This window comes from Lentzea sp. NPDC004789 (assembly GCF_053601075.1).
In genome coordinates this window covers 138,101-159,580 of record NZ_JBSGBE010000020.1, presented here as the reverse complement: position 1 = coordinate 159,580, position 21,480 = coordinate 138,101, and the positions used below count along the sequence as shown (strand labels likewise).

13 protein-coding genes are annotated in these 21,480 nt (G+C 67.9%); 7 read left to right on the top strand and 6 right to left on the bottom strand.

Features of this window, described 5'->3' with window-relative positions; genetic code table 11:
- Nucleotides 1-15 precede the first annotated feature (15 nt).
- The 5 genes from ACWEIJ_RS36040 to ACWEIJ_RS36020 form a co-directional block, all read right to left on the bottom strand.
- Entirely contained in the window at nt 16-801 is a 786-nt protein-coding gene (locus tag ACWEIJ_RS36040) for a chorismate mutase (protein ID WP_449841727.1), read from the bottom strand.
- A 396-nt stretch (nt 802-1,197) separates the two neighbouring features.
- Nucleotides 1,198-2,082: an aminotransferase class IV gene (locus ACWEIJ_RS36035; RefSeq protein WP_449841726.1), complete on the bottom strand. Its 885-nt coding sequence runs from the start codon at nt 2,080-2,082 to the stop codon at nt 1,198-1,200.
- 9 nt (nt 2,083-2,091) lie between these two features.
- Nucleotides 2,092-8,460 carry an amino acid adenylation domain-containing protein gene (locus ACWEIJ_RS36030; RefSeq protein ID WP_449841725.1) on the bottom strand — a complete coding sequence of 2,123 codons (6,369 nt, stop codon included), beginning with the start codon at nt 8,458-8,460 and terminating at the stop codon, nt 2,092-2,094.
- Nucleotides 8,457-8,660, bottom strand: coding sequence for an MbtH family protein (locus ACWEIJ_RS36025; RefSeq protein ID WP_449841724.1), 204 nt, complete (start codon nt 8,658-8,660; stop codon nt 8,457-8,459). The genes ACWEIJ_RS36030 and ACWEIJ_RS36025 overlap by 4 nt, the downstream gene beginning before the upstream one ends.
- A 75-nt stretch (nt 8,661-8,735) precedes the next feature.
- Nucleotides 8,736-10,013: an MFS transporter gene (locus ACWEIJ_RS36020; RefSeq protein ID WP_449841723.1), complete on the bottom strand. Its 1,278-nt coding sequence runs from the start codon at nt 10,011-10,013 to the stop codon at nt 8,736-8,738.
- A 458-nt stretch (nt 10,014-10,471) separates the two neighbouring features.
- Here ACWEIJ_RS36020 and panD point away from each other — a divergent pair, with 458 nt between their 5' ends.
- From panD to ACWEIJ_RS36000, 4 genes are read left to right on the top strand one after another with little or no spacing between them, the layout of a single operon-like run.
- Nucleotides 10,472-10,819 (top strand): aspartate 1-decarboxylase, encoded by a 348-nt coding sequence (gene panD / locus ACWEIJ_RS36015; RefSeq protein ID WP_449841722.1) that lies wholly within the window; start codon nt 10,472-10,474, stop codon nt 10,817-10,819.
- Between the two features lie 28 nt (nt 10,820-10,847).
- The gene (locus ACWEIJ_RS36010; RefSeq protein WP_449841721.1) at nt 10,848-11,852 is read left to right on the top strand and encodes a MupA/Atu3671 family FMN-dependent luciferase-like monooxygenase; all 1,005 of its coding nucleotides are present in this window, start codon (nt 10,848-10,850) and stop codon (nt 11,850-11,852) included.
- An 11-nt stretch (nt 11,853-11,863) separates the two neighbouring features.
- Complete coding sequence (locus tag ACWEIJ_RS36005; protein ID WP_449841720.1) at nt 11,864-12,103, top strand: phosphopantetheine-binding protein; 240 nt, start codon at nt 11,864-11,866, stop codon at nt 12,101-12,103.
- A 32-nt stretch (nt 12,104-12,135) separates the two neighbouring features.
- Nucleotides 12,136-14,436, top strand: coding sequence for a lantibiotic dehydratase (locus tag ACWEIJ_RS36000; RefSeq protein WP_449841719.1), 2,301 nt, complete (start codon nt 12,136-12,138; stop codon nt 14,434-14,436).
- A 211-nt stretch (nt 14,437-14,647) separates the two neighbouring features.
- On the opposite strand, the gene ACWEIJ_RS35995 is transcribed toward ACWEIJ_RS36000, so the two are convergent.
- On the bottom strand, nt 14,648-15,583 hold the full coding sequence (locus tag ACWEIJ_RS35995; RefSeq protein ID WP_449841718.1) for a PucR family transcriptional regulator: 936 nt from the start codon (nt 15,581-15,583) through the stop codon (nt 14,648-14,650).
- A gap of 553 nt (nt 15,584-16,136) precedes the next feature.
- On the opposite strand from ACWEIJ_RS35995, the gene ACWEIJ_RS35990 reads away from it, so the two are divergent.
- The 3 genes from ACWEIJ_RS35990 (at nt 16,137) to ACWEIJ_RS35980 (ending at nt 21,479) form a co-directional block, all read left to right on the top strand.
- Nucleotides 16,137-17,183, top strand: coding sequence for an amidohydrolase family protein (locus ACWEIJ_RS35990; protein ID WP_449841717.1), 1,047 nt, complete (start codon nt 16,137-16,139; stop codon nt 17,181-17,183).
- A gap of 98 nt (nt 17,184-17,281) precedes the next feature.
- Nucleotides 17,282-20,572 carry a BTAD domain-containing putative transcriptional regulator gene (locus ACWEIJ_RS35985; RefSeq protein WP_449841716.1) on the top strand — a complete coding sequence of 1,097 codons (3,291 nt, stop codon included), beginning with the start codon at nt 17,282-17,284 and terminating at the stop codon, nt 20,570-20,572.
- Nucleotides 20,556-21,479 (top strand): NAD(P)/FAD-dependent oxidoreductase, encoded by a 924-nt coding sequence (locus ACWEIJ_RS35980; RefSeq protein WP_449841715.1) that lies wholly within the window; start codon nt 20,556-20,558, stop codon nt 21,477-21,479. Before ACWEIJ_RS35985 ends, ACWEIJ_RS35980 begins: the two co-directional genes overlap by 17 nt.
- Nucleotide 21,480: the final 1 nt, after the last annotated feature.

Here is a 21,480-nt window from a genome sequence, read left to right as displayed (position 1 = left end):
GGACCGGATCGAAGGTCAGTAGACGTCCTCGCGCTCCATGGCGGTGAACAGCTCACGGATGTTGTCGTCGTTGAAGCCCTTGTTCGTCGTGCGGGTGACGAACTCCAGCTGAGTGCCCGCGTTCGGTTCGCGCCTGGTGAAGGACTGGTCCAGCCCAGGGGAATGGATGAGACCGGTCAGCATGTCGGCACCTCGCTCACGCAGTTCCTCGATGAGCTCACCCTGCCCGCGCACGGAGATGGCGATGTGCTGCACGCCCGGCCCGTAGTGCTCGATGTAGCGCGACACATTGGACTTCGGGGAGTCACCCTGGCACAGCACGAAGGTCACGTTGCCGACCCGCAGGGTCGCCGTGTCCATCCCGCTGATCTCACCCTGGATGGTGCGGCGTTCGATCACGCTGAAGCCGTACACGTCCCGGAACAGCCGGATGGCCTCCTGGAGGTCGCGAACGGCGATGGCGACGTGGTCGATGCGCAGCGCACGAGAGGCCAATGCCTCGGTCGGGGTGTCGCCGATGATCTCGCCTTCGATCCGGCAGCTCTCCACCGTGATGGCGTCGTAGACATCGGTGACGAAGTCGACGTCGAGCTCGTTCTCCTGAGCGAACGCGCGAGCCTTCTCGAACACACCGTCGAGCCGGTCCTGGGCCATCATCGCCACACCGTTCGCGGCCTTGTACTCGGCGATCTCACGGCAGATCCGCATCCGGCGGCTCAGCAACTCGAGGAGCTGCGCGTCGGTGCTGTCGATCTCGGTTCGCAACGACTCCAGCCGGTTCGACTCGGTCGTGACGCTCATGGTCTACCTCCTGACGGTCCCGGCCGCCTGCCGGGAGATGGGGTGGTGTCACACGCGGGTATCCGGCATCGCCGCCTCCAAGAGGCGTTGAGGACGAAGCGGGCCCCGGTTCACGCGGAAATGTTTCCGCGAACCGGATTCATTGCGCCGAAGTGAGGGCGAACTCGTTGTCTTCGACGCTAATGCCGGGCGCCGGGTCCCGACAAGGCGAATCCGGAGTTCTGTTGATATTCACTAATGCCGGGCATCGAGGACGCCACGCGCTCCCGTCCGCCTGCCCTGATCCGTTGGAGCAGAAAGGGATTCCAGCGTCTTCAGGCGACGCGGCGAACCCCGATGTCTCGGCGGTGAGGCGAATTTGATTTCTCTCCGATCCGGGACGGTCCCGCCCCGTGCTCACCAGTCCAGTGAGGTCACCCCGTGCGTGATGTCCCGGAAGTCGGCGAGCAGGGTACGGAAGAGATCGGACTCCGAGCCGCTGAACACGTGGTCGTCGATCGACGCGACATCGCGCACCTCCAGCAGTGTCGCCGCGATGAAGGCACCGGAGAAGGACGGGATCTCCTCTGGCCGGACATCGCGCTCGACGACCGGGATGCCGCGCTTCGCCGCGAGAGCCGACACGATGGACCGGGTGATCCCGGGAAACACGTCAGCTTCGAGCGAAGGAGTGACCAGCCCGCCGTTCGAGATGAAGAAGATGTTCGACGTGCACGCCTCGGAGATCCGTCCCCGGCCGTCGAGCATGACGGCCGTGTCGAAGCCGCGTTCGTAGGCATCGTACTGAGCGATCATGCTGTTGGCGTAGGCGCCGGACACCTTCCACCGCACGGGAATCGCGGAACTGGACACCCTGCGCCACGGTGAGAGACAGCAGCGCAGGGGCCGGTCCACGTCCCGCTCGGCACTCACCGCGATCACCACCACGTCGGCCGGCGCGTCGAGCGCGCTGACGTCGTAGAGCTCCGGAGCACGGCGCAGCGCCAGCGGGCGGATGTAGTGGTTGTCCTCGGGAAGCACGCCCAGCAGCTCGACGATGCCGGACTGGAGCTCGGTGACGTCGTGCCGGATCGGCAGGTGCATCCGCCTGGTACCGGCGCGGAACCGTTCGAGGTGCGGAACGACCGCGTGCAGCAGATACCCGGTGTCATTCCAGTAGGCCATGATGCCGTCGAACACGCCGGTTCCCAGGTGCAGGTTGTTGCTGGCGACCGAAGGCGCAGCGACCTCTCTCGGCACGATCTCGCCGTTGAGCCAGGCGACGTCACGGGCGGTGCTCATCAAGTCTCCTCAGTCCTTGACACTCGCGGTCAGCAGGCGTTCCAGCAGACCGGCCTGCTCGCTCAGCGTCGGGTGGTCGAAGATGTCCGAAACCTGCACGGCCACGCCCATGTCCCGGCGCAGCGCCGCGGCCAGCACGATCGCGTGCAGCGAATGTCCGCCGAGCTCGAAGAAGTCGTCGGCGACGTCTTCCGGCGCGGTGCCGAGCCGCTGTTGCCACAACGCGGCGAGCTCGTTCTCCAGCAGACCGGTCGGTGGCCGTGCGGTCGTGCGGCGCGGAGCCTCCGGTGCGGGCAGAGCCGATTGGTCGATCTTTCCGGATGACAGGCGTGGCCAGTCGTCCACCGTGACCAGCACGTCCGGCACTGCCGCCGAAGGCAGTCGCTTCAGCAAGAATGCCCGCAGGTCCCGCACCCCGACGGCGGCACCCCGCGTGCGCACGTACCCTGCGAGCACATCGCCCGTGTCGCGCGAGACCTGCCGCACGAGCGCCTCGGTGACGTCCGGGTGCGAGGTCAGCGCCGCTTCCACCTCCGCCGGCTCAACGCGCACGCCGCGGACCTTGATCTGCCGATCGACGCGGCCCAGCAACGTGATCGTGCCGTCCTCGGTGCGCACGGCGAGATCTCCGGTGCGGTAGATGCGTTCGACACCGCGAGGCGCGGGGACGAAGCGTCGCGCGGTCGCCACCGGGTCGGCGAAGTAGCCCGTCGCGAGGCCGCGCCCACCGATCGCGAGCTCGCCCGCGATGCCGTCCGGTACGAGCCCGCCGCCGGGGTGCAGCACGTACGTGGTGAGGCCGGGCAACGGCAAACCGACCGGCACAAGTGCGGGTTCGTCGGCCGAGACCAAGTGCACGGTGGCATCCGCGCACACCTCAGTCGAACCGTAAAGGTTGTACACCGTGACGTGTGGCAACTTCCGCAGCAACGCGCGAACCAGCTCACCTCGCAGCGGTTCACCGCTGAGATGCCAGCAGCGCACCGACTCCAGCCCGCGGAGATCACCGAGGCGCAGGATCTCGGCGAGAAGTGCGGGCACCATCGTCACCTTGGTGATCCGCGCCTGCGCCATCGCGCTGACGATCTCGGCGGGATCCCGTACTTCATCCGGCAGGATCTCGGTTGTGACGCCACGTAGCAGGCCGTCGAAGAGCTCAGCGACCGAGTCCACGAAACCGATCGGCGTCCGCAACAGGAAGACGTCATCAGGCTGCGCGGGCTCGTGGATTGCCGACCAGTTCAGGCGATTCGCCACCGCGGCGTGCGACAACACGACGCCCTTCGGTGCTCCGGTACTACCCGAGGTGAACACCACCACCGCCGCGGCTTCCGAATCGGTCTGCACGTCAACCGGCACCTCATCGGCGACGACGTCGAACGTCACGGCGATTCGCGTTTGCCCCTGTGGCAACGGTTCTTCATCCGCAGGACCGGTCAGCACCACGTGGCTGCCGACCGCCGTGAGGAGGTCGTGCCGCCTCAGCAACGGTTGCGCCGGGTCAACAGGCGCGTACGCGGCACCCAACCGCAGCACGGCGAGCACGGCCGCCACGTAGGCCAGGGATCTCTCAAGGCACAGCGGTACCACAGATCCCGGCCCCACGTCGTGCGCGGACAGGCGCGCTGACAGAGCTCGTGCGGCGACGGCGAGCTCGGCGTAGGTGACGGACTTGCCTCGGTGGCGCAGAGCTGGGGCGTCTGGTGTGCGGGTGGCCTGTGCGGCGAACCGCGCGAACAGGTTTTCCCCGGAGATGGGCGCAGCAGCGTCCGCTACGGCGGGCGTCACGTCCGGCATCAGCCGATCCAACGGCGTGATCGGCTCGTCTGGTGCTTCTGCGAGCCTGCGCAGCGCTTCGCCGTAGTAGCCGGTGATCTGGTTCATCTGCTCGTCGGTGAGACCGGCGTCGGAGAACTCGAGGAACAGGCCGATCTCGCCGCTCAGCACGTCCTGCCGGAACTGCGCGGTGAGCGGGTGGTATGTCTGGTCGGTGGCGCGCAACGACATCAACGTCAGCCGGCTGTCGTCGGCGAGGTCGCGGTACGGCCGGAAGTGCGTGTAGTTGAACGTTGTGCGCAACGGCGAAGCGATCCCGCTGTCGCGCAACATTTGCGCGTACGGGTACGCACGGTGAGCCAGCGCGTCCGCCTCGGTTGAGTGCACCGCGGTCACCAACTCACGGCCCGAGCCCAAGTCGACATCTACGCGGATCGGCGTGGTGTTGAGGAACATTCCGACAGCGGCGGCACCGTCCACGGTTTCCGGCCTGCTGTTCGCCATCAACCCGGTGAGCACGTCGCAGCTGCCGGTGAGCAGGGCGACAACCTGCACGTGCGCCGCCAGGAGCACGGATTTCACCGGCACGGCGAGCGCGTCGGCAAGCTCCAGCAGCCTGCGCGAGACCTTCTCCGCGATGTCGACGGTTCGGACCTCGTACCCAGGTTTCTCGGCTCCGGGGAGCTTGCCAGGTGGAGGATCCGCGAGCACTCGGCGCCAGTGGTCTCGGGCTCCGGGGTCAGCCAGCGCTCGCTCTTCCTGACGCAGGAACTCGGCCTGTACCTGCACCTCGGGACCTGAGCTGCCGGACGATTCCCGGTAGTAGGTCAGCAGTTCGTTCATCGCCAGCGTGACGCTCCAGCCGTCCAGGAACGGCTCGGTCAACGTCAGCTGGAACTCGTCGTCGGTCATCCGGTGGGCCGTCAGCGCGAGTAGAGGTGGTGCAGCCCAATCGAAGCGCCGGTTGCGCTCGGCGTGGAACCACTCGTCGAACGCGCTCTGCCCTACTGTCCCGAGCGGCCTCAGGTCCACAACGGACAGCGGATCGGGCACGTTCCGATGCACCAGTTGAACCGCCTGGCCGAACGTGTCGAGGTCGACCGAGCTGCGCAGGAACGGATGCCGGTCGAGCAGCAACCGCACCGCGTGCCTGAGTCGCGGCTCGTCGAACTCGCCGCGCAGTCGCAGCGAGGTCGTGTAGACCCGGTAGTCGGGGTTGGTGCGTGATTCGTAGAAGAGACCGGAAAGCAAGCGGGACAACGGAAAAGCGTCCTGCACCCCGGTCGGCAGCAGTTGCCTGGTGTGAGCTGGGACGAGGCAGAAGGGACCGTCGTCGGCCTGTTCGGCCGCGTCGTGCGGCACGGCAACCGCGGCGAGCCCACGCGGAGTCGGATTCTGGAAGATCTTCTCGACGGTCAGCGCGAGCCCGCGGGCACGGGCGGCCACGACGAGCTCAATGCTGCGGATCGAATCCCCGCCGGAGAGGAAGAAGTCGTCCATCGGCGTCGCGGGCCGGGTCCCCAGGGTCGCCTGCCACACATCGCCGATGAGCCGCTCGGTCGCGGTCCACGACTGGTCGCTGGCGGTGGCGACAGGCTGGTGCGGCCGGGGCAGGCGCGTGCGATCCACCTTGCCGGAGGGCAGGAGCGGCAGCTCGTCCAGAAGGGTCCACAGCCGCGGCACCATGTACTCGGGCAGCCGGCGTGTGAGCGCGTTCCGCACGTCGTCCAGCACGTCCGGGTGCTCACAGGTGAGGTACGCGGCGAGCGCGGTAGTACCGGACCCGTCATCCCACAGGACGACAACGGACTGGCTGACACCGTCGACGCCGTTGATCGCCGCCTCGATCTCGCCGAGCTCGATGCGGAAGCCGCGGAGCTTGACCTGGTCGTCGTTGCGCCCCAGGTACTCGATCCGACCGTCGGCGAGCCTGCGCCCCAGATCGCCGGTGCGGTAGAGCCGTTCCCCCGGGCTGATCGGTGAAGGCACGAACCGTTGCGCGGTGAGCGCCGGCCTTCCCGCGTAGCCGCGGGCGAGCCCGACGCCACCGATGTACAGCTCACCCACGACACCGGGCGGCACGGCGGCGCCTGCGGCGTCGAGCACGTGCACCTGGATCCCGGTGATGGGCCTTCCGATCGGCACCACGTCCCGGTGCACCGACTCCGGTGCGAGGTCCTCGGCGGTGACGTCGATTGCCGCCTCGGTCGGGCCGTACAGGTTGTGCAGTTGCGCGGAAGACGACGCGAGGACCGCATCACGCAGCTCAGGGGTGAGCGCCTCACCGCTGCACACCAGGTGGCGAAGGGTGGTGCAGCCGGCCAGCTCTCCCGCGGCGAGGAACGCCCGCAGCATCGACGGGACGAAGTGCACGACCGTGACGCGTTCGGTCTGGATCAGCTCCCCCAGGTAGTCGGGATCGCGGTGGCCACCGGGTGCGGCGACGACGAGGGTGGCGCCAACGGTCAACGGCCAGAAGAGTTCCCACACCGAAACGTCGAAACTCAACGGTGTCTTGTGCAACACCACGTCGCGGTCGTCGATCGGGTACGCCTCCTGCATCCAGCGCAGCCGGTTCTCCAGCGCCTCGTGGGTGTTCATCACGCCCTTGGGGCGACCGGTCGAGCCGGATGTGAAGATCACATACGCGAGCGAGGAAGGCGGGAGGTCGGGCAACGCGCCGGCGGGCCCTTCCGCTGTGAGCGCGGCGAGATCGTCCTCGGACACCACGAGAACGGGCCGCGCGTCCTCGACCATCGCGGCGATCCGCTCCTCGGGCAACGCTGGATCGAGGGGCAGGTACGCCGCTCCGGCCCGGAGAATGCCCACGAGCAGCACGAGCAGTTCCAGCGACCGGTCCAGGTGAACACCGACGACGTCATCCGTGCCCACGCCGCGTGCGCGCAACCTGGTCGCGACCGCGGCACTGCGGGCGTCCAGCTCGCCGTAGGTCAGCGCCGCATCTCCGAACCGGACGGCACATCGCTGCGGGTGTGCCGCCGCGGTGTCGACGATCTGCTCCGGCACGCTCGAACGGGGACCGGTGATCTCCGGCCCGGTGCCGGCGGCGATCGCCTCGACTGTCTCGTCGTCATCCATCAACGGCAGCCGCGAGACCGGCAGCTCGGGCTCGGCCAGCATGCCCTCGAGAAGGCGCTGCAGGTGCCTCAGCATGCGGCGCACCGTCGCCACGTCGAACAGGTCGTCCTGTGCCCACAGCATCACGACCATGTCGTCGCCGTCAGGACGCAGGTAGAACTCCAGATCGAACCGCGCGGAACCGGTGTCCACGATGTACAGCTCAGGGTGCAGGCCGACCACTTCCTGCAGTGGCTGGGCTTTGCCGTTGTAGCCGATCAGCACCTGGAAGACCGGGTGGTGCGCGGTGGAACGCGGCACACCGAGATCCGAGACGAGCCGGTCGAAGCGCAGCCGGTGGTGCCCCGTTCCCGCGAGGACCTCCCGGCGCACGCGGGCGACCAGGTCCACCACGGTCGGGTCGTCGGCGAGCTGGATCCGTTGCAGCAGCGTGGTGATGTGCAGGCCGACCACTTCGGTCTGCTCGCGGCTCAGCCGGTTTGCGAACGGGTATCCGAGCGTCACGTCGTTCTGCCCCGACCAACGCGCGAGCAACATGTGCACGGCCGCGCTGTAAAGCATGAACGGTGTCACGTGCTGCTTGCGGGCAAACGCTTCCAGCGCCGAGTTGAGGTCCGCCGGCAGGCTGTGCTCGACCGGCCTGCCGCGAAACGACGGCACAGCGGGACGCGGCCGGTCGGTGGGCAGGTTCAGCAGCGGAGGCTTGTCCCTCAGGCGTTCCAGCCAATACGCGTGGTGCCGGACGCCCTCGGTGGTCGCCCGCGCGCTGAACTGCTCCGCAATGAACCGGCGGTACGTCGACCGGGGCGCGGCCTGCGACGGCGGCATGCCGTCGACGACCTCCTGGTAGGCGGCGAGCAGCGTGCGGTTGATCAGCGGCAGCGACAGACCGTCGGTGACCTGGTGGTGGACGGGCAGCAGCAGGACGTGGTCCTCCTCTGCCAGCCTCAGCAGCGAGGGCCGGATCAACGGCGCGACCGCGAGGTCGAACGGACGGCTCATCTCCTCCCGGGCCAGGCGCAGCGCCTCTGCTTCGCGCTCGGCCGCGGGCACCGCAGTAAGGTCGGTGACCGGGAGGCCGACCTCGGCGGACGGGGCGATCCGCTGCAGCGTGAGGTCCGCCACAGTGATGATCGACGCACGCAGCATCGGGTGGTGGGCGAGCAGCCGGCGCAACGCCTCGTGCAAGGCGGCGACACGCAGCGGCCCCCGCAACCGCAACGCGTGCGGCACGGTCGTGTTCGAGCGCGCACCCTCCTGATGCGATGAGAAGAGCATGCGCTGCTGCGTCCACGACAACGGCATGACCGTTGTCCCCGCGGGGTGGAGCGCATCACCGAGAAGCGCCAGCACCTCGGCGTCGAGCGAGTGCGACCGTGGGGGCAGAAGTTCGGGCGACACGTCCGGCGGAACGTCGACGACGAGCACGTCGCCGTCGGTGCCGAGCTCGACGCCGACGGCGAGGTAACGAGCCAACGATCCCCTGGCGTCCTGCACGGTCATCGGGACTCCATCCGCACGCGTAGCGACCGTGGGCGCATGTCGGTCCAGTTGGCCTCGATCCACGCCATGCACTCCGCTTCCGTGCCCTGCACACCGGCGGAACGCCACCCGTCCGGACAGGGGTGGCCAGTGCGCCACAACGAGTACTGCTCCTCGTCGTTCACCACGACGGTGTACTCACGTCGCCCGCTCGTTTCCATTTGAGGCTCCGATTTCTTGATGCGCGCGCAACAGAACCCGGCTTGCACTCCGACAAGCCGTCGAAAACGGTTCCCCTATTGCTCTGCGGTAATTTTTTCGTGCGGCGCGGAAATGCGCGGAAGATCTTCGATTTCCCTCGTGTGCCTGATCGAGGAGAACAGCACCGGCAACGCCATCACGCACATGATCGTCGTTGCGACCAGCATCGAGCCGCGACCGCCGAGCAGGTCTCCGAGCCAGCCTCCGGCAAGCGCTCCCACCACGCCGGCGGCGCCGATGCAGAACCGGATGCTCGCGGTCACCGCGCCGAGCTTCTCCAGAGGGCAGGCCGACTGGCGATAGCTGTACTGCGCGATGTCGAACAGCACGAACCTCCACGAGGTGAGCAGCAGGTACGCGGTTGCGAACACCGCGGGCAGTCCGGGAGCAGCCACCACCAGGTACCCGGCCGGGCTGAGGAACACGACCAGCCACATGATCCGGGCGCTGCCCACCAGACGCATGATCCTCGACGCGAAGACCGCAGCGAGCAGTCCGCCACCCTCACCGACGAGGAAGACGAGCCCGACCACCGCGGTGGAGAGCTTGACCTCGACCACCAGGTGATACAGGAAGACGGCGTTCATCATGCTCAGGGCGAGCATCGAGCCGATCGTGGTGAGCGCGGTCCGCGCCAGTGGCGGGTTCGCCACCAGCAACGTGAACCCCTCCTTGACCGAGTCGCGCCACCTCGGCCGCTGGTCAGCGGTGTTCGTCCTGGGCAGGTCCTTCGGTGTGAACAACAGCGACACCGCGCTGGCCAGGTACGACACGATGTCCACGACGAGGCTGGCGGCCACGCCGATCGCGCCGGCGAGGAACGCTCCGATGCCGGGCCCGCTCACCCGCGCGAACGAGTCCGTGGTCTGGATCTTGGCGTTGGCGTCGGCGAGCTGGTCGCGTCGCACGAAGGTCGGGAAGTAGGAGTGGTAGGCGATGCCGAAGGTCACGCTCAGCACGCCGACGACGAAGGCCGCCGCGCACAGCCACACGATCGAGAGCCAGCCGAACCAGGCGAACAGCGGTACCGACGCGAGCACGAGCGCGCGGGCGACGTCGCAAACGAGCATCAACCTGCGCTTGCTGACCCGGTCGACGTAGACGCCCGCGGGCACGGCGGCAACCAGCACCGCGGCCCACGACATCGCCTTGAGAACGCCGAGCTCACCGGGTCCGGCGTTCAGCAGGCTGATGGCGAGCAGCGGCAGCACGATCGTGGTGACGGCGGTCCCGACCTCGCTGATCGACTGGCCGAACCAGAGGAACAAGAAGCTGCGGTCGCGCCACAGGGTGCTCGGGCTGGGTGAAGTCACAGCTTCCTCTCGGACAGATCGCGGGTAGCGGCCGGGTTCACCATGGCACAGCCACAGGCGGCTTGTGTATGGGACGGACGCCAAACGTCGTTGTGAATTGTGTGCAAGCTGTGCGGCTCAACCCGAGAGGTTTGTGAGAAAAACGGATTCGCCTCGGCGTGCTTCCGCGCGGGTCGCAACACGTTCATTGTTTCGATGGCGTCGAACAACGAGGAGCACGAATGCCGGCGGGCTCGTCACCCCGGAATCCCCGGATCTGCCGGACGCTCGCCGACCGGGCTCGCCCAGGGCGCGAGGTGGCCTGATCGGCGCACATGCACCTTCTCCGCGCCGCCGCCAGCCGGCGAATCCGCGACCGGTGGACTGCTCGGGCGAACAGCAAGTGCAGGCACCGCGCGGATGCCGGGAACCTCCCGCATCGCGCAGACCCACAACCACTACTCGTGAGGAGAACTTCGTTGCGTCGCAGGATGCTCAACGCCAAGATCCACCGCGCCACCGTGACCGCCGCCGACCTGAACTACATCGGATCAGTGTCCATCGACCCTGTGCTGATGGAGGCGGCGGGCATCGCGGAGAACGAACAGGTTGCCGTTCTGGACATCGACAACGGCGCCCGCTTCGAGACCTACGCCATCACCGGCGGCCCCGGCGAGATCTGCCTCAACGGCGCCGCCGCGCGGCTGGTGCACACCGGAGACCTCGTGATCCTGGTGACCTACGCCGACATCGAGGACGACGACGTGGCGAGCCACCAGCCCACCGTCGTCCACGTCGACGCCAAGAACCAGATCGTCTCGAGCTGACGAGGCAGTCCGCGATCGGAGAGTTGCTGTGGAGTTCAGTCTTTTCTACTTCGCCGAAGAGGGGAACGGTGAACGCTACCGGCTGCTGCTGGACGGCGCCCGGTTCGCCGACCAGAACGGGTTCACTGCCGTCTGGGTTCCCGAACGCCATTTCCACCCCGTCGGCGGTGTCTACCCGAACCCGGCCGTGGTCGGTGCCGCGGTCGCGGCGGTGACAGACCGAGTGCAGATTCGCGCGGGTAGCGTGGTCACTCCGCTACACCATCCGCTGCGGCTCGCCGAGGAGTGGGCCGTCGTGGACAACCTCTCCGGCGGACGAGTCGGGCTCTCGCTCGCTTCCGGGTGGAACCAGCGCGACTTCGTGCTGCGTCCGGAGAGTTTCGAGAGCCGCCGGGACTCCAACGTAGATGCGGTGGAGACCTTGCGCGGGTTGTGGCGCGGGGAACCGTGGCGTGACGGAGCGACTGAGGTGACGGCGTTCCCCCGTCCGGTGGGACCGCTGCGGCTGTGGCTCACCTCCGCCGGCACGGTGGACACGTTCCGCGCCGCGGGTCGGGCCGGCACCGGGGTGTTGACCCATCTGGTGAAGCAGGACTTCAGCGAACTGGCGAAGAAGGTCACCGAGTACCGCCGCGAGCTCGCCGCGTCGGGATCGTCGTGGCGCGGTCACGTGACGCTGATGCTGCACACCTTCGTCGATGCCGACGCGGACCGCGCCGAAGCCGTAGCGCGCGAGCCGCTGGAGCGCTACCTCGTCGGGGCGCTCAGTCCGTTCCGGCCGGGTTCCGCGCACAGCGCGGGCAGCGACGTCGGAGAGAAGGCGCGAGCGGCAGTCCGTCCGGCCGCTGATCGCTACCTGCGCCACGACGGGCTCATCGGCGGGCCGCGACACGCGGCCGAGGTCGTCGCGAGGTGCCGAGAGGCAGGTGTCGACGAGATCGCCTGCCTGATCGACTTCGGCATCGAGACCGACATCGTCCTCAAAGGACTGGAACAACTCGACGCGGTACGCGCACAGGCAAGCGATCACTGAGGGAAGTGGACATGAGCACCAAGGAACTCGAAGCGACGATTGTCGAGGCGTTCCGCGACGCACTGCAGAAGCCCGCGCTCAGCGTGGAGGACGACTTCTTCGCCGTGGGCGGCGACTCGCTGTTGGCAGTCGAGGTGTCGTACACGATCTCCCAGTCGCTGGGCAAGGAGATCGATCCGCTGATCCTCTTCGTCTATCCCACAGCGTCGAGCTGCGCGGACGCGCTGACCGAAGAAAGCGCCAACTCGTGAACCCGCCCACGGCATCGCCGGGGGTGAGCGGGATGCGGACCGAAGAGATGGACGACTGGCGCTGGTGGAAGCAGGTCCTCGTGCGGGGATCGGGTTTTCCGGCCGACGGCGTGCTGCTGCTGGCCGACGAAGAGCTGGCCCGCAGGGCCGATGCGCTGGCCGGTGAGGAGAACCCCCAGCCCTGGCAAGACTTCCGCGCGGAGTTCGACCGTGCGTGCACGGTGCTGTCGACCCGCCTCCAGTCGATCGCCGAGCGCGACGACTTCCTCAGAGCCGTGACGTGGCAGAACCACAGGCTCGTCGACGGCGCGATCCGGCCCTTCCTGCGCTGGGACGCGGCGACCGACAACCGGCACTCCAAGCACAGGCAGCGTGAGGAGCTCATCGCCAACTACTGGCAGCGGTACTGCGTCAAGAACGACACCATCGGCTTCTTCGGTCCTTCCGGCTGGGGCGTCCTGCACGATGGAGACACCACGCGGTGCCAGCCGGGCAAGCGGCTTCTCCGCAGCAGCGACGTGTTCTTCGAGGCGTGGGCGGTCGATCGCCTGGCCGAGGCGATCGAGGAACTGCCGTCGATGAACACGTGGTTGATGCCACGACGTCTGTCGTTCGTGCGGATGGACGGCGATGAGGTCGTGCCGCCGATCGGGCCGCGCGTGCGTCTGTCCCCAGAACAGGCGCGAGTGCTCCGGCTTTGCGACGGCAAGACTCGGGCCCACGACTTCACCGACAGTGCCGGCCTGGATCTGGAAGCGGTGCTCTCGATCCTCGACATGCTGCGCAGGCGCCGGTGGATCGCGTGGAAGCTGGAGCTGCCGATCGGGCCGTGGCCAGAGCGCGACCTCCGCACGTTCCTCGGCGGCGTCGATGATGACGGCTTGCGAGGTCGAGCCCTGGACTGGCTGGACTCACTTGAAGCCGCCCGCGACCGCGTGCGCAACAGCGATTCCGCAGACGCACTGGCGGACGCGCTGACAGAGCTGGACACGCTGTTCGGTTCGATCACCGGTGCCTCATCGACGCGCAACGAGGGCCGCACGTACGGCGGCCGTACACTCGTCTATCACGACAGCAGCCGCGACCTCGACATCACGGTCGGCCGTGACCTGCTGGACGCTGCCCGTCCGCTGACGCTGCTCGGCCGCGCCGCGCGCTGGTTCTGCTGGCGCCTCGGTCAGGAGGTCCGGGAGACGTTGCGCAACGTGTACAACCAGGCAGTGACCAAGCACGGCGGACCGGTAGACCTCTCCACCGTCTGGTTCGAGTCGTTGCGCCCGTTACACCGGTCGATCGAGTCCTCGATCGAAACCATCGAGGAAGAGTTCGCGAAGAAGTGGGCGGCGATCGTCACCGTCCCAGACGGCACGCGGACGGTCTCGTACTCGTACGACGAACTGCTGCCGTTGGTCACCGAGGCGTTTTCGGCACCGGGTCCAGGCTGGGCGGGAGCGCGCTATTTCTGCCCCGACATGATGGTGTCGGCTGCGGATATCAACGCCCTGCGGGACGGCGACTTCGAACTCGTCCTCGGCGAGGTCCACATGGCCATCAACACCGTGCGCAGCTATTGCTTTGTCACCCAACATCCCGACGAGAATGAACTTTTGTCCTCAGTGGACCAAGACTTCCCGCAGCCGCGGCTGCTGATGGTGCTGCCGAAGGAAAGCCCGCCGCGGCTGTCCGTGCGCACGCACCCGGCTCTGATCCGCGACCGCGACCTGATGGTGGAGTTCAGTCACCACACCGTCGCCGCCGACCGGCCGACCCTCGTGCTGAGCCGCGACGTCGCGGTCCACGACGACGGCGAGCAGGTCGTGGTACAACTGCCCGGCGGAGAGACGTTCGAACTCATCGACGTGTTCGCGGAAATGCTGATGGGCATGGTGATCGACCGGTTCCAGCTCTTTGCCGACCGCCCGTACATGCCACGGGTGAGCATCGACCGTCTGATCGTCGCGCGGGAAAGCTGGCGGTTCGCCTCCGCAGAGCTCGCCTTCGCCACCGGGGCGGACGAGGTCAAGAGGTTCGTCAACACCAGGGCGTGGGCGGCGGAGCAGGGCATGCCCCGCCACGTCTTCGTCAAGTCGAAGGCCGCCGAGAAGCCGGTGTACGTCGATTTCGCAAGTCCTTTCTACGTCAACGCACTGGCCAAGATGATCCGCCGTACGAGCGCCGACGAGCGGCTCGCGGACAAGACCATCACGTTCGTCGAGATGTCACCGACGCACGACGACCTGTGGCTCACCGACCACGAGGGACACCGCTACACCTCCGAGCTGCGGTTCACCTGGGTGGACGACCGCGTGCTCGGTTCCACCACAGACAGCTGAACCAGGAGCCCGTCAGCGCCGGACGCCTGGGAAACCGCGGCATCCGACTGGACCGGCGCGAACGACTGGAGGAACGTCGGGCACCGCCTGCCCCGGAGCTCGTGCCCGCAGGTTTCACCTCGATGCCGGGTGAACTGCGGGCGCTCACCGGTCAACGTGGAGCGGTCTCGCCGGGACGGTGAGACCGCTGTCCGAACGGAGTGCCGCCGTCTCAACTCGCAGCCGAAAGATCCGCCCCTTCGGTGAGCCGCAAGGCGATCGCCGCCACCCCGAGCGTCTGGAGGTCCCTCGGGCGCCACGGCGACAGACCGGTGAGTTCGCGGATCCGCCTCAGCCGGTAGTCCAGCGTGTTCGGATGCACGTGCAGCTCCCGTGCTGCATGTGTGCGATCCTCACCGTGATCGAGGTAGGAGAAGAGCGTCTCCAGCAGTGGCGCACCGCTGCTCGGCAGCGCGGCAAGCCGGGCTGCGAGCAGTTTGGCGGAGTCGGGCGACCTGATCAGCGCGGCCTCGATCGGCACGTCCTCGAGCTGGTAGACGGCCGGATCGCGGTTGAGCGCGTGAACCACGCGCATCACCATCCGAACCTCGTTCGCGGCGCGCGGCACACTGTCCCGAGTAGACGCGACGCTGACGGCGACCATTAAGCCGGCGTTCCGCTCGCGCATGGTGGTGATCACTGCCTCGGCGTTCGCCGGCCGCGGGACCGGGACCAGCACGAACAGGTGCCTCCCACTCGGTGCTACCAAGGCGGTCCTGCGGTTGGCCTGTGAGGGTAACAGGGTATGGACCACGTCTGAGCCACCGACACCGCCATCGACCATCAGCACAACGTGTGCGTCGGCGAGCTGAGTGCGGGTAGCCGCGGCCAGGTCGTCGACGGGCTGGCCGCTCAGGAGGGCCTGGGCGATAGCCAGGCGCGGCTCGCCCTCGTTGTCGTGCTCGGTCGCGAATGCCGTCACCGCCTTGTCGACCGCGCGCTGCACCAGCTTGCGCATCTTCTCGGCGTCGTCACCGAGCGTCCGCTGCATCGGCATGCTCGACAACACCGCCGCAGTCACCTCGGCGACGAACTGAACGCCGTCACCGAGCACATCGGCCCGATGATCGACTTCAAAATGGACGTCGGCTGCTCCGTCGGTCCCCATACTTAGATCCCCCCGCAGGATTTCCTGAACATCAATACCTGAGCTTCGGAGCAGCACGTGTCATGAACCTGATGCTCCACAACCATCGTCTCGAGCCATCCGATCCATGTTGCCGAGATGCGCGAATACGGCCCGCCTCGAACGGCATACCATACGGGAAACGCAATCCCGCCCGCGTCATCAGAATCACGCGTTGAGCTCAAGATACCTCTACAAAATCAGGTCAGTTCATGCATTCAGACGTGACGGCGCACCATTCCAGTCGCTCTTCAGCAACACTCACACCTCCAACCCTCATATTTTCACGGCCGTTCGACGACACAGACCTGCTGTTCGCCACACCGCCCCCGGAAGCCGTGTACCCGCCGTTCGAAGCTCGCCCGTGGACCCTCGAGTCGAATACTGGGCGCGCTCGATGACTGCTCGATGACGGACCGCTGACGCCGTTTGTTACCGGCCGGTGGATACAGTGGGGCGAAAGTGACACCAGGAGGGTTGGAACGCCCTCCTGATTGACGCAGGGCGTTACCTGCACCGCGAGGGGAGATCGTGCGTGGCACTCAAGGTTCGGGGGATCGCGTTGCCGGGGCGCGAGGAGGTTGTCCTGCAGATCGACGGTGACCAGCTTCGGACCGCGCCCGCCGATGGCGGCGAGTTCGTGATCGACGGCGGATGGCTGCTCCCGGGACTCGTCGACGTCCACTCGCATCCCGGCACGGACAAGCCCGGCGACGAGTTCGACCTGGCACTGTTCCGCGAGCACATGATCCAGCACCGGAACGCGGGCGTCCTCGCCGTGCGATCGCCCGGATCCGCCGACCCCCTGTCCCATCGCACGCATGACGACGTCGACCTTCCGCGACTGCGCACCGGCGGACGATGGCTCGCGACCCCTGGCAGGTTCTTCGAAGGGTTCGGCCGCGACGTCAGCGAGGACGATCTCGCCGCAGCGGCCGTCGAGGAAGCGCGGGCGTCCTCGGGCTGGTGCAAGATCATCGGCGACTGGTCGCCCGGCGCGCCACCCGTGCCGCTTGACGCGCTAACCGCAGCGGTGGAGGCCGTGCACGCAATCGGTGGGCGCGTCGCCGTGCACTGCCAGACCGCAGAGGGATGTGCGCACGCCGTTCTCGCCGGAGCGGACAGCCTCGAGCACGGGATGCATCTCGACCACTCCCTGCTCCCTCGGATGGCGGAGCAGGGGACGGCGCTCGTACCGACCTTCACCACGTTCGCCAAGACCGCGGAGCAACTCGGCCGAGGCGAACCCGCGCACATCCGCGACTGGCTGCAGTCCGGGTGGGATGGCCTGGCCCCGATGACGCTGGCGGCGCACGAGGCGGGCGTGACGGTACTGGCGGGAACAGACAGCAAGCCGTGTGGCGAGATCGTGGGCGAGATCGAGTGGCTGATCCGTGCCGGGCTGCCCCCTGCCGTCGCCGTGGGCGCGGCTTCGTGGACCGCGCGGTCCTGGCTCGGACTGCCGGGCCTGACCGACGGAGGGTGGGCGGATGTCGTCGCCTACGACAAGGACCCGACCGAGCACCCAGGGGTGCTGAGCAGCCCGAGCCGGATCATCCTGCGCGGCCGCGTCATCCTCTGAGCAGGCCTTTCCGTCGTCCGCCGAGCAGCGCCGGCCCCAGTCACCATGCGGTAGCGTGGTTGTTCTAAGGGCGGCCGGTGGTGGGGAGGGCACGGCAGTTGGCAGGCGGTGAAGGCACTCCCATCTCGTTCGGGATTCTCGGCACCCTGACCGCGAGCATCGCCGGGACACCTGTGCTGATCAGTGCGCCCAAGATGCGGATCGCTTTGGCGAGCCTCCTGCTGCAGGGCAACCGGCCTCTGTCCTTCGAGGAGCTCGCGGAGCGGCTGTGGAACGACGGTTCCCAGCGCAGCCGGAATGCGGCGCAGACCTACGTCATGAGGCTGCGCAACATACTCGGCGAGGCGGGTGGCCTTATCCGCACGCACCCGGCCGGTTACCTGATCGAGCTGCCGGAGGAGGCGGTCGACCTCAGCAGGTTCCGCGGGCACGTGGCGCGCGCGAAGCAGGCGGGGATCCAGGCGGACCTACGCACCGAGGGGCAGGAACTGCGCGCCGCGCTCGCGTTGTGGCGAGGTGCGCCGCTGGCTGACGTTCCGTCGGACTTCCTCCAGCACTACGAGGTGCCTCGGCTGGAGGAGGAGCGACTGGAGGCGCTCGAACGGCGGATCGAGGTCGACCTCGAACTGGGCCTGCACGCGGGCCTGGTGGCGGAGCTGCAAGGGCTGACCACCGCGCATCCCCTGCGCGAGCGCCTGTGGAGCCAGTTGATGCTCGCGTTGCTCCGCGCGGAGCGCCAGGCTGACGCGCTGGCGGCGTACCGCGAGGTGAGCGGCCTGCTGCGCAACGAGCTCGGCGTCGACCCCGGCGAGCCGCTGCAACGTCTGCACCAGCAAATCCTCAACGGCGAGCTGGCTCCGGCCTCAGGCCGCCAGGCACCGGTCGCGGTCGAGAGAGCGCAGACCGGCCACTGGGTCGTGCCTCGCCAGGTCCCACCGGACGTGGCCGGGTTCGTGGGACGGCGGACACCCCTTCGGCAGATCGAGGAACTCACCGACCCGGCCAGGCCGGACTCGCACGCCGTGCCGATTGTCGTCCTCGCCGGGCCTCCAGGTGCCGGGAAGACAGCCCTGGCCGTCCACGTGGCGCACCGGCTCAGCTCGCGGTTTCCCGACGGCCAGCTGTACATCGATCTTCGCGGCTACTCCACGAACCCGCCGGTGGCACCAGCCGACGCGCTGCCCCGGCTGCTGCGCGCGGTCGGTGTCCCGCCCGAGCAGATCCCCGCTGAGAACGACGACCAGAGCGCCCTCTTCCGGTCCGTTCTCGGTGACCGGCACGTGCTCGTCGTGCTCGACAACGCCGTGAGTCCTGACCAGGTACGCCCGCTGCTCCCCGGCAGTCCGAACTGCGTAGTGCTGGTGACCAGCCGGGACAACCTCAACGGCCTCGTTGCGATCAACGGCGCCCGGCGGTTCCCGGTGGGCCTGCTCAGCGAACAGGAGTCGAGGGACCTGCTGGCCACGCTGCTCGGCGCCGACCGCGTCGAAGCCGACCTCGCCGCCGCCGACGAGCTCGCAGCAGCCTGCGGGTACCTGCCGCTCGCGATCCGTATCGCCGCCGCGAACGTCGACCTCCTCGGCCTGGACCTCGCCGACCACGTGCGCGAGCTTCGCGACAGCGACCGGTTGGCCGCTATGAGCATCGAGGGCGACGAGCAGGCGGCGGTGCACCTGACGTTCGACCTCTCCTACGGCGTGCTGAAGCCGGAGCTGGCGCGGTACTTCAGGCTGCTGAGCCTCATCCCGGGACCAGACTTCGACAAGTACGCGGCCGCAGCTCTCGCGCACGTGCCTCCGGCGTCAGCCGCACGCATGCTCACGCACCTGACCACAGCCAACCTGCTGCAGATCCGGTCGGCGGGCCGCTACCACTTCCACGACCTCATCAACGAGTTCGCGCGGACGAAGTGCCTGGCGCACGACAGCGCCAGCGAGCGAGAACAGGCGATGAGGCGGCTGTTCGGCCACTACCTCGAGACGACGCGAGCCGCAGAAGCCCTGGCGCACGGGACCCGCCGGGAGACTTCCGGCGACGACGCTCCGCCGCCCGATCTCGCGCTTCCACCGCTGTCCACGCCGGACGAAGCACGTCAGTGGCTCAAGGACGAGGCCGCGAACATGACCGCCCTGGTGTGCGACACGGCAGGCCACAGCACGAGGCTCCCGACGTGGAGTCTGGCCAAGGAGCTCAATGCCTACTTCCAGCGGCAGCGGCTCGACACCATGTGGCGTGCGACCCTCACTGCCGCTGCCTCCGCGGCAGGCGAGCGCGGGGACGCACAGGCCAGCGCCGAGATGGAGTCCGGCCTCGCCAGACTCGAATTCAACCAGTCACGGCACGCGTTGGCGCGCGCGCACTTCTCCCGTGCCTCTGGATTGTTCAACGAGATCGCGGACAAGGCGGGCGAGGCACGGGCGCTCTCCGGCGTCGGTTCGGTCACCTTCGACGAAGGCGACTACAACTCCGCGATCAAGTATTTTCGTCAGGCCACGGCATTGTTCGAGAAGGCCGCCGACACCTCCGGCTTCGTAAACGCGCTGCACAACCTCGGCACCACGCTGGTGACGACGGGCAGGACAACGGAAGGACTCCTCCAGTTCGAGGCCGCCAGGAAGCTGACCACCACGCCCGACCTGAAACCGATGGACGCGCGGCTGCTCGCGAGCATCGCGCTGACCGAGCTGTGGCGTGGCCGGTTGGCCAGCGCGCTCTCCCTCTATCAGGACACCCTCGCGACGATGCGGGAGTTCGGTTATCCCCAGTACGCCAGCGAGATCATGCGCAGCATCGCCGAGGTGCACCTGGAGGCGGGGCGGCTCGACCAGGCCGACGCCGTCGGCAGGCAGGCCCTCGAGCTCGCCGAGAAGGTGCAGTCGCCGTGGCTCGCGACGGGATCGAACACCATCCTTGGTCGCATCGCCCTGGGCCTCGGCGACGTGGACCGGGCGTTCGAGCACCTGTCGTCCGCCCAGGAGCGCACCGCCGATCGAGTGCGGCACTGGCGGGCACCAGTGGCTCGCGGACTGGCCGCCTGCTATCGCCGACGTGGCGACCTCGCGGTCGCTGAGGAGCTGGTCTTGCGCGGGATGTCCGACCAACGTCCGCGCGAGGTGGCGCGGGCTCGCCACGAGCTGGCCGAGATCCTGCGGAGTCGCGGTGATCTCGATGCGGCCGTGAGGGAAGCCGAGCTGGCGGCTGACTCGAGCCGCGCCCACGGATATCTCCTCGATACGGCAAGAGCTTTGAGCACTGCGGCCGCACTGCGGTCAGCGCTGGGTGACGACGAGGCCGCGCGCAGGATCACCACCGAGGCGGCCTACCACCTCTCCGAAGCTGATGCCGACAATCCCGACAGGACGGAACCAGCACATGCCTCACGACCTTGACGAGCCGAGCACCCACTACGAGGTGCTGGTTGTCGGTGCGGGAGCAGCGGGCCTCGCGGCGGCTGCGTTCCTGGGACGCTGCAAGCGAAGGGTGGCGGTGATCGGGCTGACCGACCGAGCCAACTCATCGGCGGCGAAGGTGCACAACGTACCGTTCGCCGAAGGGGTCACACCGGAAAACCTCTACGCCACCATGGAGGCGGAGCTGGCGGAGCTCGGCGTCGCCGTTGTGCGGCAGGAGGTCGACAAGATCACGGTCGACGACGACCAGCGCAGCCTGCAGGTGTTCACCGCCGCCGGCCACTTCACCGCAGCGCGCCTACTCCTCGCCACCGGGCTGGACTACGACCTGCCGCCGTGGATACCGGCCGGCGCCTGGGGACGATCAGTCTTCACGTGCCCGTTCTGCCACGCGAGCGACCACGAGGGTGACGCCTTCGCTGTCGTCGGCGCGGACGAACAAGCCGTGCACACCGCTCTGCTGTGCGCCGCACACGCGAGCTCTCTCACGGTCGTGGTCGCCGATCCCAGCGCCACCCGGTCCCCCGAGGCCGATCACATTCGCGCGACCGGCGGCGAGATCATCGCCGACACCGTCGCGGAGGCGGAAACGCTGCCCAGCGGCGAAGTCGAACTGGTGACCGCGGGCGGCAGGCGTGTCCGGGCGGGCGCGGTCCTGCTGCTCGGTGTGCAGCGAGCCAGGAAGACGCTGTCGGAGATGCTCGGCCTGCCGCCATCACGCACCGGACTTCCGGAGGTGAACGGCGAAGGCCGCAGCCAGCACCCGCTGATCTGGGTCGCCGGAAACGCCGCTCTGCCCTACTACCTGCTCGTTGAGGCCATGGGTAGCGGGATTCGCGCGGGCATCTCGATCCACAAGGACCTGACGTCCGAGCTCGTGAGGTGAC

What these genes read in the sequence shown, in the direction of transcription:
- ACWEIJ_RS36040 (WP_449841727.1), bottom strand. Translation starts at nt 801, where the DNA reads ATGAGCGTCACGACCGAGTCGAACCGGCTGGAGTCGTTGCGAACCGAG.
- ACWEIJ_RS36035 (WP_449841726.1), bottom strand. Translation starts at nt 2,082, where the DNA reads ATGAGCACCGCCCGTGACGTCGCCTGGCTCAACGGCGAGATCGTGCCG.
- ACWEIJ_RS36030 (WP_449841725.1), bottom strand. Translation starts at nt 8,460, where the DNA reads ATGACCGTGCAGGACGCCAGGGGATCGTTGGCTCGTTACCTCGCCGTC.
- ACWEIJ_RS36025 (WP_449841724.1), bottom strand. Translation starts at nt 8,660, where the DNA reads ATGGAAACGAGCGGGCGACGTGAGTACACCGTCGTGGTGAACGACGAG.
- ACWEIJ_RS36005 (WP_449841720.1), top strand. Translation starts at nt 11,864, where the DNA reads ATGAGCACCAAGGAACTCGAAGCGACGATTGTCGAGGCGTTCCGCGAC.
- ACWEIJ_RS36000 (WP_449841719.1), top strand. Translation starts at nt 12,136, where the DNA reads ATGCGGACCGAAGAGATGGACGACTGGCGCTGGTGGAAGCAGGTCCTC.
- ACWEIJ_RS35995 (WP_449841718.1), bottom strand. Translation starts at nt 15,583, where the DNA reads ATGGGGACCGACGGAGCAGCCGACGTCCATTTTGAAGTCGATCATCGG.
- ACWEIJ_RS35980 (WP_449841715.1), top strand. Translation starts at nt 20,556, where the DNA reads ATGCCTCACGACCTTGACGAGCCGAGCACCCACTACGAGGTGCTGGTT.